The sequence below is a fragment of the Aliarcobacter trophiarum LMG 25534 genome, assembly GCF_003355515.1.
Lineage (GTDB): Bacteria > Campylobacterota > Campylobacteria > Campylobacterales > Arcobacteraceae > Aliarcobacter > Aliarcobacter trophiarum.
Map to the genome: position 1 here is coordinate 1,030,987 of NZ_CP031367.1, position 14,541 is coordinate 1,045,527.

The following is a 14,541-nucleotide window of genomic DNA, read 5'->3' on the forward strand; positions in this document are numbered from 1 at the left end:
TTTTTTTGGATATAATCCGAACCAAAATATTTTTAAAAAAGAGAACTATGAAAAATTTTTTAAGCCAATTAAACGATACAGAGTATAGTGAAGCAATTTCAAATAAATTAGATACTCCTGAAAAATTGATACAACTATTATTAAAAAGAGTTCATCCAAAAAATGTTGAAGTTATTATTGATATATTAAAGCACTCTATTATGCCATCTATTAGTTCTGAACTAAATAGTGCTACAGATGTTTTATTTGAACAACTTAAGAAAAATCCAAAAGATATTTTTGAAAAATCTATACAAACAAAAATAGAGAAATTAATTTTTGAAAGATTTGAAAAAGACAAAAAAATAGTTATTCAAAAAACTGAAGATATATCAAAACTTGTTTTACTTATGGAAGAGTACTTCAATGAAGCTATTTTTAGTAGTGGAAATGGTTCTAAAAAAGTTCTAAATATAAAAGAAAAAATAGAAAAAATTGATGTAGCAAATGGTGGAGTTGAGAGTTTAACTAATTTACAAAAAGAGCTAGTTGTTGCAGCAGCTTCTATAGAACAAGAGATAAAAAATGTTACAAATAAACTTGAAAATGGAAAATCAAAGGTTGAAGAGCTAGAAGAGAAGATAACTAGCCTAGAAAATGAGTTAAATAAAGAGAAACAAGAGAATAAAAAAGATTTTTTAACTCAAGTTCTTACAAGAAAAGCTTTCAATGAAGAGCTAATCAAAATTGAAAACTCATATAGTAGATTAAAAACTCAATATGCAATAATATTTTTTGATATAGATCACTTTAAAAAAGTAAATGATACTTATGGACATGAGTGTGGAGATGTCATATTATCTACTTTTGGAAAAATTCTAGATAAAAGCATTAGAGAAGTAGATTTAGTTGCAAGATATGGTGGAGAAGAGTTTATCGCCGCTATACACTTTAATTTAGATAGAGAACTTTTACAATTTCTTAAAAGAGTAAAAACAATAGTAACTGAAAATAACTTTATATATAAAGATAAAAAGTTAAAAATCACTTTTAGTGCAGGTGTTACAATAAGAGATAAATATCCAACATATGATATAGCTCTTCAGAAGGCAGATACCTTACTTTATAAAGCAAAAGAGAGTGGAAGAAATAAGATTTTACTAGATAATGGAATGGAACTTTAGAAAATAAAAAGAAGTATTTTACTTCTTTTTACGTAATTTTGTAATAGATTCTCCTCCTATATAATAGTTGTCTGTATTTATCTCTTCAATTAAAACTACTGCATTTGAAGAAGAACGATTAAATATTTTACTAAAAAGTTCTGTTATTCCTTTTGCTAACTCCTCTTTTTGCTTTAGAGTTGCTCCACCGTCCTCTTTTGTCATTTTTACATTTATTACTGGCATTTTTACTCCTTTTAAATTTTAATTATATTATCATTAAAAATGATACTAAGTCAAATATAAAATAAAGATTAGTGATATAAGGAGAAGTGATATGAATTCAGATTTACTAAAAGTTTTTGTTGAAGTTGCAAACGAAAAAAGTATCTCAAAAGCAGCTATAAATTTAGGTTTTGCCCAATCAAATGTAACTTCAAGAGTAAAACAGTTAGAGAACTCTATTGGAACACAACTATTTCATAGAGTGCCCAAAGGTGTTATTTTGAGTAAAGAGGGAGAAAAACTATACGCTTATGCCATAAGAATTGTAAAAGAGTTAGAACTTGCACTTTATGAAATGCAAAATCTAAATCAACAAACACATTTAATAATTGGCTCAACAGAGTCAAATGCAAGTACGAGATTAATCCCTTTTTTACTACAACTAAATAAAGATTTCCCAAATATGAGTTTAGAACTAGTCACAAATACAACAAAAGATACTATTAAAAATTTGCTAGATTATAAAGTTGATATTGCTTTTATTAGTGGAAAGCCAAAAAATGAAGAGTTACTCATTTTAAATAAAATAGATGAAGATATAGTTTTAGTTGAACCAAAAGATAAAATCTGTTCAAATACTTTTTTATCTTTTAAAAATGGTTGTTCATACAATGAATTTGGACAAAACTATTTAAAAAATATATTAAATGAAGATTTCAAACATCTTGAATTTGGAAACTATGAGACAATTTTAGGTTGTATAAAAGCTGGTATGGGAAGGAGTATTTTGCCACTTAGCATAATAGAAAAATTAAATTATGAAAAAGATTTAAAGATTACAAAAATAGCAAAAAGTGTAGTAAATATACCAACTTTTTTAGTTTGTAGAAGAGATTATACTCCTAGAATTAAAGATTACTTAGAAAACTTTAAATTCTAAGATTCTTTTAGTTTAGAGAGTTTTTAAACTTTTTAAGTTCCTCTTTTATACTAGGAACTCTCATAAAATGCTCTCCAATTAAAAAAGCATCTGCTCCAACACTATGAAGTCTTTTTATAACTTCGATATCACTAACTCCAGATTCTGCAACAATTATTTTATCTTTTGGAATGAGTGGAATTAGTGTTTCACATAATTTCATGTCCATTTCAAAAGTTTTTAAATTTCTATGATTTATTCCAATTATAGTTGCACCACTTTTTAATGCTTTTTCCAAATCTTCTTTATCATGAACTTCAACTAAAACCTCTAAATCTAAGCCTCTTGCATAAGTATAAAGTTCATTTAAAAGCTCTTGTTCCAAAGAAGCAGCTATTAAAAGTATAAAATCAGCTCCATAAACTAAAGCTTCAGCAATTTGATACTTTGTAAGAATAAAATCTTTTCTTAAAAGAGGAATATCTGTAATATCTCTTATCTCTTTTAAATACTCTAAATTTCCTAAAAAAAAGTGTGGTTCTGTTAAAATAGATATTGCATTTGCACCAAAAGTATTATACTCTTTAGCAATTTCTAAATGATTAAAAATCTCTTTAATCACCCCTTTACTAGGACTTGCTTTTTTAACTTCTGCAATTATTCGTATAGGTTCATTTTCTGAAGATTTTAAAAATTTTTTTACATCTTTTGTAGAAAAATTTCCATCTGCTATTAAGTTTTCAAGTTCATCTAAAGATAACTCTCTTTCTCTCTCTTTTACATCTATAAGAGTTTTATTATTTATTTTTTCTAGTATTTGCATCTCTACACTCCTTTATTTTTTCCCAATGAAGCTTTATCTCTTCATCATTTAATCCTATCTCATCTACAATTAGTTTCATATTTTTGTATGCTTCTTTACAATTATTAATCTTATATTGACCCCATGCTAAAGTATCAATAAATGCAATATTTGTAGGATCTTGTTCTAATGCTTTTTTCACCAAAATTAGACCTTTTGAAATATCAATATCATAATCAATCAATAAATAAGCCAAGAAATTTTGATAAATTGGGTTTGTAGATGTTTTTAAAGAGATATTAAATTTCTCAATTACACTTGCTAAAATACTATTTTTATTATCCGCTAATTCAAACTCAATAATAGCTTGTTGTGCTAAATAATCAGGGTTTGAACTATTTGTATATAGTTTTTTAAGTAAATTATAAGCCTTTTCTGCTTGTTTTGTATTTTTATAAAGTTCTAATAAAAAATCATCTTCAATATGATTCTTTTCCAAAAAAAGAATAATCTCATTTACTTCAAAATTTTGAAACATTAAGCTTATAGTCTTATTTATTTGTAAAGCATCTTCACTATTTTTGTAGTATAAAAACATCTCTTTTAGTAGCTCTTTTATATTTTCTTTATCTTCTAAACTATTATAAAAAGTTAGAAGTTGAAGTGCAATATTAAAATCATAATCACTTTTTAAAATGTACTCTTTTAAATCTGCTATTGCTTGTTTTTGTCTATTAAGTTGAAAAAACTCTAAACTAGCTTTTGCTTGTACTAAAGAGTTAGAAACACCATATTTTAAAGCTTTCTTAAAACTATCATAAGCCTCTAAAAACTCATTTTTTGAAATATAAACTGTTCCTAAAAGTTCATAATTTATACTACTTTTATATAAATCTGTGAGTTTAATAGCAGTTTCCAAAGATAAATCAAACTCTTGAAGCTTTAAAAGTGCAAAACTATATAATCTTAAAAGAATCTCTTCCTCTTTTATATTTGGTATAAAATATTTAGAAACTTGCTCTTTTATAGATACAAAATCTTGCAGTTGAGTAGCTAGAGTTACATAAGCAACTAGATATTCATATTTATTTGTATTTATAAATAGTTTTAAATATACATCTTTTGCACTATCATATACTCTTACATTCTCCAACTCCAAAGCATAAATTATATAGTAATCTTCTAGTTCAAAACTTTTCTCTTCAACCTTTACATAATTTCTAGTTTCTTTATTTTCTAAACTAAACTCTTTTAAGCTACATGAAACAAAAAAGCTTATAATCACTAATAATATTAGATATTTTTTATAGCTGGGCACTCTTTGTATACCTCTTTTTCATTATTTTTAAAATATTCCCAAAAAGGAAAAGTTCTACATTGCATTGGTCTATACTCATAAATAGAACATCTTCTTTTCTCTAAATCAAAAAAAGAACAAGCAAAACTATTATCCTCTAATTCTATCTCTTTTATACTATATTTATACCCTACTTTAAAAAGATACTTCTCTCTAAAACTATCTAAAGTAAGTCCCAAATACTTTGCTAAAGCCTCTATTTCTACAATATTTATCCATATGTATCCACTCTCACCAATGCAACAATTTCCAGAACAACTTTCACATGCTTTTGGATCAAATGAAAAATTATATCCACTTTTTTTTATTAATCTACTCAATCAAAGCCTTTATACTATGCGTTTGTGCTTCATTATAAATGTTTTTTACTGTTTTTGTAAACTCATTCTTTTCATCAAAAACAATCAAAGGAGTTAAAACTTTAAGTAAAGATTTAGAGTCTTTTTTTGCATAAATCATAACTAAAGTAGCATCTTTTGAAGTGCTTGGATAGACAAATTGAAGGGTTTCAATATTAAATTTAAACTCTTTTAAATACAATATAATATCATCTAACTGCTTACAATCGTAGCAGAAAAAAAACTTTCCACCATTTTTTAAAACTTCTGAAGCCCTTTTTATAAAATCTCTTAAAGGCATATAATCATTATATCTTGCAATTTTAAGATTTTCTATTTCACTTTTTATTACATCACTATGATAAAAAGGTGGATTCGATAGGCAAATATCAAATTTCATATCAAATTCTATTTCTAAAAATGAACCCTTATTCATTTTTGAATTGATTTTATTTGTAATTGCATTTTTTGTTGAAAAAAACTGAAAGGTCTCTTGAATTTCAACTTGATTTAGGTTTATTTTACTATATCTTTTTGCAAATAAAAGACCCAAAATACCACTTCCGCTTCCAATATCTAGAACTTCTCCACTAATATTTTTATATTTTTCTAATGATTTGCAAATAAAATTATATAAAAAATGTGTATCACTATTATAACAATACCCATTTTGCGGTTGATATAGTACCAAAAAGCTTCCTTTTTTAAATTCTTTGGATTATATCTAAAATATTTATAGTTTTCTTTTAATAAAATAAGCTAAATTATTGTAGTATTGTCACCAAAATTATAAATTTTATAAATTTTTATTATATTTTAATAAAGGAAAATTATGTCAAATGTTGAAGCTCCTTTAAATACACCAGTATGGGTTGATGAGAGTAGATGTAAAGCTTGTGATAGATGTGTATCTGTTTGTCCAGCTGGAGTTCTTGCAATGAGACAAGATATTCACTCAACTTTAGGTTCTATGGCAACTGTTATTCATCCTACTGCTTGTATTGGATGTAATGATTGTGAATTATCTTGCCCCGATTTTGCTATTTTTGTTGCTGATAAAAAAGAGTATAAATTTGCAAAATTAAGTGATGAAGCAAAAGAGAGACAAGAAAGAATAATAAGTAATAATTATAAAATATTAGATGAAGATAAAAAGGTTTGATTATGTCAAGAGAGTTAATATCTACAGGAAATGAGTTAGCTGCATTAGCTGCAATTGATTCAAAGTGTGAGTTTTTTGGTGGTTATCCAATAACACCTTCAAGTGAAATTATGCATGTATTATCATCAAAACTACCTAGTATTGGTGGAGTTTGTATGCAAATGGAAGATGAAATTTCTGGAATTTGTGCCAGTCTTGGTGCTTCGATGAGTGGTAAAAGAGCAATGACTGCATCATCTGGACCTGGAATTTCACTAAAATCAGAAAATTTAGGATTAGGTTATATTGCAGAGGTTCCTCTAGTAGTTGTAAATGTAATGAGAGGTGGTCCTTCAACTGGACTTCCTACAAGAGTTGCACAAGGTGATATTCTTCAAGCAAAAAATCCAACTCATGGAGATGTAAAATCAATCACTCTAATGCCAGGAAACTTAACAGAATGTTACACAGAAGTAGTTCGTGCATTTAATCTAGCAGATAGATTTATGCAACCAATATTTGTACTTTTAGATGAAACTATTGGTCATATGGCTGGAAAAGTTGTAATTCCATCTTTAGAAGATGTTAAAAAAAGTTTAGTTTTTAGAAAAAGATTTGATGGAGATAAAAAAGATTATCTTCCTTATGGTACAAAAGCTGATGAGCCGGCTATTTTAAACCCAATGTTTGAAGGTTATAGATACCACTTTACTGGACTTCACCATGGACCAACTGGTCATCCAACAGAAGATGCTGCAACTTGTAGCGCTTTAATGGATAGATTATTTAAAAAAGTTGAAAACCATACAGATGAGTTAGAGTTAAATGAAGAGTATATGATAGATGATGCAGAAATTTTAATAATAGCTTATGGTTCTGTATCTTTAGGAGCAAAAGAGGCAGTAAATCGTCTTAGAAAAGAGGGAATAAAAGCTGGATTATTTAGACCAAAAACTATTTGGCCAAGCCCTGAAAAAAGATTGAATGAACTAGTAAATAAATTTAAAAAAGTACTAGTTGCTGAACTTAATATGGGACAATACTCTCAAGAGATTGAAAGAGTAAGTGGAAGAAGAGATTTTGATAGACTCTTAAAAGCAAACGGAAGACCACTCTCACCACTTGAAATAATAGAAAAAGTAAAAGGAATGTAATATGGCTTTTAACTATGATGAATATTTAAGAACAGATAAAATGCCAACACTTTGGTGTTGGGGATGTGGAGATGGAGTTATTTTAAAATCACTTATTCGTGCTATTGATAAGTTGGGTTGGAATATGGATGATGTTTGTGTAGTTTCTGGGATTGGTTGTTCTGGAAGATTTTCATCTTACATAAACTGTAATACAGTTCATACAACACATGGAAGAACTTTAGCATATGCAACTGGAATTAAGATGGCAAATCCAGATAAAAAAGTGATAGTTGTAGGAGGAGATGGTGATGGTCTTGCAATTGGAGGAAATCATACTATTCATGCAGCTAGAAGAAATATTGATTTAACATATATTTTAATAAACAACTTCATATACGGTCTTACAAACTCTCAAACAAGCCCAACAACTCCAAAAGGAATGTGGACTGCAACAATGGAGAGAGGAAATATTGATCCAACATTTGACTCTTGTAAACTAGTTGAAGCAGCAGGTGCTAGTTTTGTAGCACGAGAGACTATGATAGAGCCAAAAAAACTTGAAAGAGCTTTAGTAAAAGCTCTTGAACACAAAGGCTTCTCATATTTAGAAGTTTTTTCAAACTGTCATGTAAATTTAGGAAGAAAAAATAAAATGGCAAGTGCAACAGCAAATTTAGAGTGGATAGACTCAATTTCTCTAGCAAAAACTAAATTTGATATGCTTGAAGATAATCAAAAAGTTGGAAAATATCCAACTGGTGTTTTAAAACAAGATGAAAATGCAATTGAATATTGTGAAGCTTATGAAAAAGTAAAAGAGGCCCACAAAAACAAAACTATGGTTGAACTATAAGGAGTAAAAATGTCATCAAATAGAACTTTAATGAGATTTACAGGAGTTGGTGGTCAAGGTGTTTTACTTGCAGGTGAAATCTTTGCAGCAGCAAAAATAAGTAATGGTGGTTTTGGTTTAAAAACAGCAACTTATACTTCTCAAGTAAGAGGCGGTCCTACTGTTGTTGATATTACACTTCAAGATGAAGAGATTATTTACCCTTATGCAAATGATGGAGAGATAGATTTTATGCTTTCAGTTGCTCAAATATCTTTTGATTTATTTAAAAATGGAGTAAAAGATGGGGCAACTATAGTAATTGAACCAAATTTAGTTCGCCCAAGCGATGAAGATAGAAAAAGATGGAATATTATTGAGATTCAAATAATAACTATTGCTAAAGAAGAAGTAGGAAATGTAATAACACAATCTATCCTAGCTTTAGCAATAGCAAACTATTTTACAGGAGAAACTATTCCAAAAGAGGTTTTAAGAGCTACAATGCTTTCAAAAATTCCTGAAAAACTTCATGATTTAAACAACAAAGCTTATGATTTAGGCTATAAATATGCTAAAATAGCTGACAATAAATAACAAAAAAGCACTATTTCAAAATAGTGCTTTTCTATTTATAATATAGTTATTTTACTTCCAAAGTCAGACATTCCACAAGAGTACATAGAGCTTGATACAATACCATTTATACCTAATATAGCATACTCTTTCACATTATTTATATCGATTCCACCACTACAGATTATTTTTACATCTTTATATAAATTATCTCTTAAATCTACAATAATTTTTATATCATCTTTTAGCATTTTATCAAGTTGTAAAACATCAACTCCAAACATTAAAAGTTTTTTACTATCTTCTAAACTAGAACTCTCTACAACTATCTTTTTTTCTGGCATTTTTATTTTAAATTTTCCTATTTGTTCATAAAACTCAAAATCATCTTTATATATAACTCTATGATTTGGAAAAAACAATATAGTTTCACTAAGATTTAATCTATGTACAAATGCACCACCAATTAAAATAGATTTAATACAAAATTTCTTTGCGAATGGGTATGTTTTTCGTGTAGTTAGAAGTTGACAATATGGATTTACTTTCTCTATTTCTTCTCTCATTCTTGCTGTATATGTTGCAATTTTTGAGCTATATTCTAAAATCAATTGAGTTGTTCTCCAAATTTTATGAATATTTTCATATGTTCCAGTAAAACTTAAAATAATATCGCTCTTTAAAGCTTTTGATTTAGATGGTAAATAGTGTAAAACTTCACAATCTAAAAGTTTTGCAATTTTACAAGCCTCTTCGCTACAAGAAACTACAATATCATCTCTAGTAAAAATATCAAGTTTAGCTTTAAGATAAGATTTCTCTTGTAAAGATGTAGTCAAATCTAAATATGGCAAATCATCACTTAAAAGTTCTAAAAGCTCTTCATTTGTAAAATTAATCATAATTTATGCAATACTAGGGCTTAGAAAATCTATTTTTTTGAGCATTCTTGAGCCTTTTTTAGTAAACTCATTTTCTATTTTTGCTCTATTCTTTGATAAATATTCTAATACAAGTGGCTCTTGCTTTTGTAGAAGATTTAAAATAGCAAGTTTCATAGATGTATAAAAATCACTCTCTTTATAGATAAGCTCTGCTATCTCTTCTATTATTATTTTATCTCTATTTCTTTCAAAACTAAACTCTAAAAGTTCTAAAACTTTTTTTGCTACTTTGTAGTTTGTGATGTGTCTTAAAAGTTTGTAAAACTTCATAGATAGATCTAATAAATAGTCATCATTTCCCATATTCTCTATCTTTGAAATTTTACCACTATTTATAAACTCTATTAAATCATCATCACTAAAAGCATACTCCAAAAGTGAAATTATCTTTCTTTTATCTTGTTTTTTCCACTTATAGTATGTAGGTGCTGAAAACTCAAAAAGAGTTGTCATAATCATCTCTTTTGTCATAAAATCTCCTATTTTTTTATTTATTACATTATATACTTAAGTATATAATGTTTTGATAAAACTACTTTAGCTCTTGCCAACTATTTGCCACTGCCACTGAAACTTTAAGTGGGACATTTAATACAAAAATATTTTCCATAATATCTCTTATATCTTCTGTTATCTCTTGGATATACTCATCCTTTACTTCAAAAATAAGCTCATCATGGATTTGTAAAAGCATTTTTATATTTGGATTTTCTTTATATTTTAAATGAATTTTTATCATAGATAGTTTTATCAAATCAGCTGCACTACCTTGAAACAGTGTATTTACCGCCTCTCTTAAATATGCAGCTTTTAACATAGGACTTGCTCCTTGAAAATCAAAAAGCCTTTTTCTATTTAATAATGTTTTTACAAAACCACTATTTATTGCACTATCTTCTATAGATTTAAAATAATCTTTTACGCTTTTAAATGCTTCAAAATATGAGTCAATATATGCTTTTGCCTCTTTTGTTGAAATTCCTAAAGTATCTGAAAGTTTTTTACTTCCCATTCCATATAAAAGTCCAAAATTTATAGTTTTTGCTATTGCTCTTTTATTTTTTGCCTCATTCTCTCCAAAAATTTTAATAGCTGTTTGTAAGTGAATATCTAAATCTTCTTTAAAAGCATTTACTAATGCTTCATCTTTTGAAAAATGAGCAAGAAGTCTAAGTTCAATTTGTGAATAATCGACTCCTACAAGCTTATACCCCTCTTTTGCAACAAAAGCTCTTCTTATTTGAATATTACTAGTTGCTCCAACAGGAATATTTTGTAAATTTGGATTTTTTGAACTTAATCTTCCTGTTGTTGTTCCTGTTTGTAAAAAGGATGTAAAAATTCTACTATCTTTCTCTTTTAAACCAAGTTCTAAAAGTGGTTCTATATATGTTGAATGAAGCTTAAAAGCCTCTCTATACTTTAATAAAAGTGGCACAACTATATGTTCATCTTTTAAGCTTTCCAAAACAGACTCATCTGTGCTATAACCTGTTTTTGTCTTTTTGGAAGAAGCAAGTCCAAGTTTTTCAAATAAAATAACACCCAACTGTTTTGGCGAATTAATATTAAAACTCTCACCACAAGCTTCATAGATACTTTGAGTCAATTCATTTAGATAAATCAAACTACTATCTTTGTACTCTTTTAGAAGATTTATATCTACTTTTATACCTTTTTGCTCCATACTAGCTAAAACATAAATAAAATTAAACTCCAACTCAAAGGCTATATTTAAAAGCTCTTCTTCTCCTCTTTGTTTAAAAATATCTAGCTGTTTATTAAATAGTTTCAAAGTCATTAAAGCATCTTCAGCTGCATATTGTGTTGCTTTTTCTAGCTCTACACTTGAAAAGTCTTCACCTTTCTTCACAATTTCACTAAAACTTAGCATTTGTATATCAAAATACTTTTTAATCTGATAATCTATTCCAACTTTTTCAGATGTGTCTAAAAGCCACGATAAAATCATGGTATCTGCATACAATTTTAAATCTAAATTGAAGTTATTCTTTATAATTTGCCAATCATATTTAAAATTTTGGAAAACAAGTTTATATCTACTTAAAATCTCTATAGATTTTTTAGCAGCTTCAAGTGAAATTTGATTTTGGACTCCTAAATAGTTATGAGAAATCGGTACATAATATGCTTTCTTCTCTTCATAACAAAACGAAAATCCAACAATCTTTGCTTTTGATGTATCAAGATTAGTTGTCTCTGTATCAAAAGCTATTATTGCATCTCTTGGAATTTTATTTATCGCTAAACTTAAATCATTTTCATTATCTAATAAAATATACTCTAATTTTTGCTCTTCCTCTTTTTTTGGAATTTGTGTTTTATAATTTAAGCCATTTTTATTTACTCTATCTAATATTCTATTCATATCATATGACTCTAAATCTTCAGCGATTTTTAAAATAGGATTTTCACTTGGCAAGGAAAATTCATCAATATTTGATATAAAATGGCAATCATCCTTTAAAGTTACAAGTTTTTTTGATAAAAAAGCGTTCTCCTTACCTTCATATAAAAGCTCTTTTGTTCTCTTTTTCTCAATATTCTCAATATTCTCATAAATATTTTCTAAACTTCCAAATTCTTTTATCAAAGACTCTGCTGTTTTTGCTCCAACACCTTTTACTCCTGGAATATTATCAGCTGTATCTCCAACTAATGATTGATAATCTATAAACTGTTTTGGAGTTACTCCATATTTTTCTATACATTTAGCTTCATTTATAATCTGTTTTTTAGTTGGGTCAAATAAATATACACTATTTGAATCATCTATTAGTTGATATAAATCTTTATCATGAGATACTATTCGTACTTCAAAACCTTTCTCTTTCGCATCTTTTGCAATACTTGCAACCATATCATCAGCTTCGTATCCAGTTCTTATAGCAACTTTAAATCCCATTTTTTCAATCCAAGATATAGCAACTGGAAGTTGTGCTAGTAAATCTTCTGGAACATCAGGTCTTTGAGCTTTGTAGTTCTCAAATAAATCATTTCTAAAAGTATTTCCTTTCGCATCAAGAGCAAAAACTATATAATCAGTCTTAAAATCTTTTCCAATTCCAGCAACAAAGTTCATAAATCCTGTTAGAAGTCCAGTTGGAAAACCTGTGTTTGATCTTAAAGGTGGAAGTGCAAAATAACTTCTAAATAAAAATCCAAATGTATCAATAATAGTAATGCTTTTTTTCATAATCTTCTTTCAATGTGAGTTTATAGATTTTATATTATAATAAAAACTTTTAAATGTGGGTTTATTATGAGATTTTAGATTTAAAAATATTAATAGAATTTTATTCCAAAAAGGCAAAAGATGGCAAAGAAAAAAAATACTCTATTTGAGTGCCAACACTGTGGTGAACAATCTAGTAAGTGGCTTGGCAAATGTCCTAGTTGCGACTCTTGGGATAGTTTTATAGAGTTAAATGAAATACAACAAGAGGTTTTAAAGCAGACTATTACAGCTAGTAGTTCAAGCTCAAAAGCAAGACCAATTACCCAAATAGAGCAAGATGATGTTTTACGATTTTCCTCTTTTAACTATGAATTTGATTTAGTCCTAGGTGGTGGAGTTGTTCCAGGAAGTTTAACTTTAATTGGAGGAAGCCCAGGAGTTGGAAAATCTACACTACTTCTAAAAGTTGCAGGAAGTATTGCAAAAAGTGGGAAAAAGGTACTTTATGTATCAGGAGAAGAGAGTGCTGGACAGATAAAACTAAGAGCAAATAGATTGGATGCAAATCATGATGAACTTTTTTTATTAAGTGAGATAAAACTTGAAGAGATTATGAGTGAACTTCTAAGAGAGAATTATGAAGTTTGTATTATTGACTCTATTCAAACAATCTATTCAAGCCACTTAAACTCAAGCCCTGGAAGTGTTTCCCAAGTTAGAGAGATTACTTTTGAACTAATGAGAAAAGCAAAAGAGTCAAATATTGCTATGTTTATTATTGGACATATAACAAAAGATGGAAGTATTGCAGGACCTAGAGTTTTGGAGCATATGGTTGATACAGTTTTGTACTTTGAAGGTGAAGCAAGTCGTGAATTAAGAATGCTAAGAGGTTTTAAAAACCGTTTTGGAAGTACAAGTGAAATTGGAATTTTTGAGATGACACAAGAAGGACTTGTGAGTGCAAAAGATATAGCTTCAAAGTTTTTTGATAAAAGCAAAGCCCAAAGTGGATCAAGTTTAACTGTAAGTATGGAAGGAAGTCGTGCTATTATACTTGAAGTTCAAGCACTTGTTAGTGAGACAACTTTTCCAAATCCAAAAAGAAGTGCTACAGGATTTGATGCAAATCGTTTGACTATGCTTCTAGCACTTTTAGAGAAAAAACTAGATCTTCCTTTTAATAACTATGATGTTTTTATAAATATTAGTGGTGGAATAAAGATTAAAGAAAGTAGTGCAGATTTAGCCGTAATTGCCGCAATTATCTCAAGCTTTAGAGATAGACCAATCTCAAAAGAGTCTGTTTTTATTGGTGAAGTTAGTTTAACTGGTGAAATTAAAGATGTTTATAGCATAGATTTAAGACTTAAAGAGGCTCAAGCACAAGGTATAAAAAAAGCGATTATTGCTCAAAAAACAAATCTAAAACTAGATTTAAAAACTTTTGCAGTTGATGAAGTCTCGAAAATGATAGAATTATTTTAAAATAGAGCTAAAAGCTCTATTTTTATTTAAAGACTATTTTTCATAGCTCTTTTTTTTGCACCCTCAACCAATCTTATTGGGCTAATAATAGCTCTTGTATGAGTCCCTCTTCCACAAACTCCTCCACTATCAATAACCTCAATTTCAAACTTATATAATTTTCCTTCCATTCCAACAAAAGTTGCAGTTGAAATAGCTACATCATTTTCCAAAGTTGCTGCCATATGTGTAATATTCAAATTAACCCCAACACTTTGCTCATCATCTTTTAAAAGTGGAAGCATTAGTTTAGCAGCACTACACTCCATTAAAGCTATCATTCTAGCTGTTGCAAAAACCTCTGGAAAATTATCATCAATAGAGATATTTAAATTTGAAGCTAAATCTTTTTTTTCTACTTTATAATCAATTGATGCTTTTTTCCCTACCATTAAACTCATCT

General features: G+C 28.2%; 16 protein-coding genes. 7 read left to right on the plus strand and 9 right to left on the minus strand.

Annotated elements, in window-relative coordinates; all coding sequences use genetic code 11:
• Positions 1–47: 47 nt before the first annotated feature.
• The gene (locus tag ATR_RS05310; protein ID WP_115428438.1) at positions 48–1,163 is read left to right on the plus strand and encodes a GGDEF domain-containing protein; all 1,116 of its coding nucleotides are present in this window, start codon (positions 48–50) and stop codon (positions 1,161–1,163) included.
• A gap of 18 nt (positions 1,164–1,181) precedes the next feature.
• Here the strand turns inward: ATR_RS05310 and ATR_RS05315 are convergent, their stop codons facing one another.
• On the minus strand, positions 1,182–1,388 hold the full coding sequence (locus ATR_RS05315; protein WP_115428439.1) for a tautomerase family protein: 207 nt from the start codon (positions 1,386–1,388) through the stop codon (positions 1,182–1,184).
• A gap of 91 nt (positions 1,389–1,479) precedes the next feature.
• Between ATR_RS05315 and ATR_RS05320 the strand changes: the two genes are divergently transcribed.
• A complete protein-coding gene (locus ATR_RS05320; protein ID WP_115428440.1) occupies positions 1,480–2,307 on the plus strand; it encodes a LysR family transcriptional regulator in 828 nt (275 codons plus the stop codon).
• A gap of 7 nt (positions 2,308–2,314) precedes the next feature.
• Here the strand turns inward: ATR_RS05320 and trpC are convergent, their stop codons facing one another.
• The 4 genes from trpC to ATR_RS05340 are packed head-to-tail and all read right to left on the minus strand — an operon-like array spanning position 2,315 to position 5,474.
• Positions 2,315–3,109 carry an indole-3-glycerol phosphate synthase TrpC gene (gene trpC / locus ATR_RS05325; protein ID WP_115428441.1) on the minus strand — a complete coding sequence of 265 codons (795 nt, stop codon included), beginning with the start codon at positions 3,107–3,109 and terminating at the stop codon, positions 2,315–2,317.
• Complete coding sequence (locus ATR_RS05330; protein ID WP_170126883.1) at positions 3,084–4,373, minus strand: tetratricopeptide repeat protein; 1,290 nt, start codon at positions 4,371–4,373, stop codon at positions 3,084–3,086. Before ATR_RS05330 ends, trpC begins: the two co-directional genes overlap by 26 nt.
• A gap of 8 nt (positions 4,374–4,381) precedes the next feature.
• Positions 4,382–4,765, minus strand: coding sequence for a YkgJ family cysteine cluster protein (locus ATR_RS05335; RefSeq protein ID WP_115428443.1), 384 nt, complete (start codon positions 4,763–4,765; stop codon positions 4,382–4,384).
• Positions 4,758–5,474 (minus strand): tRNA1(Val) (adenine(37)-N6)-methyltransferase, encoded by a 717-nt coding sequence (locus ATR_RS05340; protein WP_115428444.1) that lies wholly within the window; start codon positions 5,472–5,474, stop codon positions 4,758–4,760. The genes ATR_RS05335 and ATR_RS05340 overlap by 8 nt, the downstream gene beginning before the upstream one ends.
• A gap of 141 nt (positions 5,475–5,615) precedes the next feature.
• On the opposite strand from ATR_RS05340, the gene ATR_RS05345 reads away from it, so the two are divergent.
• Genes ATR_RS05345 through ATR_RS05360 form a run of 4 tightly spaced genes read left to right on the plus strand, consistent with a single transcriptional unit; the run spans position 5,616 to position 8,489 of the window.
• Complete coding sequence (locus tag ATR_RS05345) at positions 5,616–5,945, plus strand: 4Fe-4S dicluster domain-containing protein (RefSeq protein WP_115428445.1); 330 nt, start codon at positions 5,616–5,618, stop codon at positions 5,943–5,945.
• Between the two features lie 2 nt (positions 5,946–5,947).
• Entirely contained in the window at positions 5,948–7,078 is a 1,131-nt protein-coding gene (locus ATR_RS05350) for a 2-oxoglutarate synthase subunit alpha (protein ID WP_115428446.1), read from the plus strand.
• Between the two features lies 1 nt (position 7,079).
• A complete protein-coding gene (locus tag ATR_RS05355; protein WP_115428447.1) occupies positions 7,080–7,913 on the plus strand; it encodes a 2-oxoglutarate ferredoxin oxidoreductase subunit beta in 834 nt (277 codons plus the stop codon).
• Positions 7,914–7,922: 9 nt separating this feature from the next.
• Positions 7,923–8,489 carry a 2-oxoacid:acceptor oxidoreductase family protein gene (locus ATR_RS05360; RefSeq protein WP_115428448.1) on the plus strand — a complete coding sequence of 189 codons (567 nt, stop codon included), beginning with the start codon at positions 7,923–7,925 and terminating at the stop codon, positions 8,487–8,489.
• A 35-nt stretch (positions 8,490–8,524) separates the two neighbouring features.
• Here the strand turns inward: ATR_RS05360 and modD are convergent, their stop codons facing one another.
• The 3 genes from modD to polA form a co-directional block, all read right to left on the minus strand.
• Positions 8,525–9,370 carry a ModD protein gene (gene modD / locus ATR_RS05365; RefSeq protein WP_115428449.1) on the minus strand — a complete coding sequence of 282 codons (846 nt, stop codon included), beginning with the start codon at positions 9,368–9,370 and terminating at the stop codon, positions 8,525–8,527.
• Positions 9,371–9,373: 3 nt separating this feature from the next.
• Positions 9,374–9,883 (minus strand): hypothetical protein, encoded by a 510-nt coding sequence (locus ATR_RS05370; RefSeq protein ID WP_115428450.1) that lies wholly within the window; start codon positions 9,881–9,883, stop codon positions 9,374–9,376.
• A 61-nt stretch (positions 9,884–9,944) separates the two neighbouring features.
• Positions 9,945–12,629: a DNA polymerase I gene (gene polA, locus ATR_RS05375; RefSeq protein WP_115428451.1), complete on the minus strand. Its 2,685-nt coding sequence runs from the start codon at positions 12,627–12,629 to the stop codon at positions 9,945–9,947.
• 120 nt (positions 12,630–12,749) lie between these two features.
• Between polA and radA the strand changes: the two genes are divergently transcribed.
• Positions 12,750–14,099, plus strand: a complete 1,350-nt coding sequence (gene radA, locus ATR_RS05380) for a DNA repair protein RadA (RefSeq protein ID WP_115428452.1) — start codon at positions 12,750–12,752, stop codon at positions 14,097–14,099.
• A 26-nt stretch (positions 14,100–14,125) separates the two neighbouring features.
• On the opposite strand, the gene ATR_RS05385 is transcribed toward radA, so the two are convergent.
• Positions 14,126–14,539: a thioesterase family protein gene (locus ATR_RS05385; RefSeq protein WP_115428453.1), complete on the minus strand. Its 414-nt coding sequence runs from the start codon at positions 14,537–14,539 to the stop codon at positions 14,126–14,128.
• Positions 14,540–14,541: the final 2 nt, after the last annotated feature.

What these genes read in the sequence shown, in the direction of transcription:
- ATR_RS05310 (WP_115428438.1), top strand. Translation starts at nt 48, where the DNA reads ATGAAAAATTTTTTAAGCCAATTAAACGATACAGAGTATAGTGAAGCA.
- ATR_RS05315 (WP_115428439.1), bottom strand. Translation starts at nt 1,388, where the DNA reads ATGCCAGTAATAAATGTAAAAATGACAAAAGAGGACGGTGGAGCAACT.
- ATR_RS05320 (WP_115428440.1), top strand. Translation starts at nt 1,480, where the DNA reads ATGAATTCAGATTTACTAAAAGTTTTTGTTGAAGTTGCAAACGAAAAA.
- trpC (WP_115428441.1), bottom strand. Translation starts at nt 3,109, where the DNA reads ATGCAAATACTAGAAAAAATAAATAATAAAACTCTTATAGATGTAAAA.
- ATR_RS05345 (WP_115428445.1), top strand. Translation starts at nt 5,616, where the DNA reads ATGTCAAATGTTGAAGCTCCTTTAAATACACCAGTATGGGTTGATGAG.
- ATR_RS05350 (WP_115428446.1), top strand. Translation starts at nt 5,948, where the DNA reads ATGTCAAGAGAGTTAATATCTACAGGAAATGAGTTAGCTGCATTAGCT.
- ATR_RS05355 (WP_115428447.1), top strand. Translation starts at nt 7,080, where the DNA reads ATGGCTTTTAACTATGATGAATATTTAAGAACAGATAAAATGCCAACA.
- ATR_RS05360 (WP_115428448.1), top strand. Translation starts at nt 7,923, where the DNA reads ATGTCATCAAATAGAACTTTAATGAGATTTACAGGAGTTGGTGGTCAA.
- modD (WP_115428449.1), bottom strand. Translation starts at nt 9,370, where the DNA reads ATGATTAATTTTACAAATGAAGAGCTTTTAGAACTTTTAAGTGATGAT.
- ATR_RS05370 (WP_115428450.1), bottom strand. Translation starts at nt 9,883, where the DNA reads ATGACAAAAGAGATGATTATGACAACTCTTTTTGAGTTTTCAGCACCT.
- polA (WP_115428451.1), bottom strand. Translation starts at nt 12,629, where the DNA reads ATGAAAAAAAGCATTACTATTATTGATACATTTGGATTTTTATTTAGA.
- radA (WP_115428452.1), top strand. Translation starts at nt 12,750, where the DNA reads ATGGCAAAGAAAAAAAATACTCTATTTGAGTGCCAACACTGTGGTGAA.
- ATR_RS05385 (WP_115428453.1), bottom strand. Translation starts at nt 14,539, where the DNA reads ATGAGTTTAATGGTAGGGAAAAAAGCATCAATTGATTATAAAGTAGAA.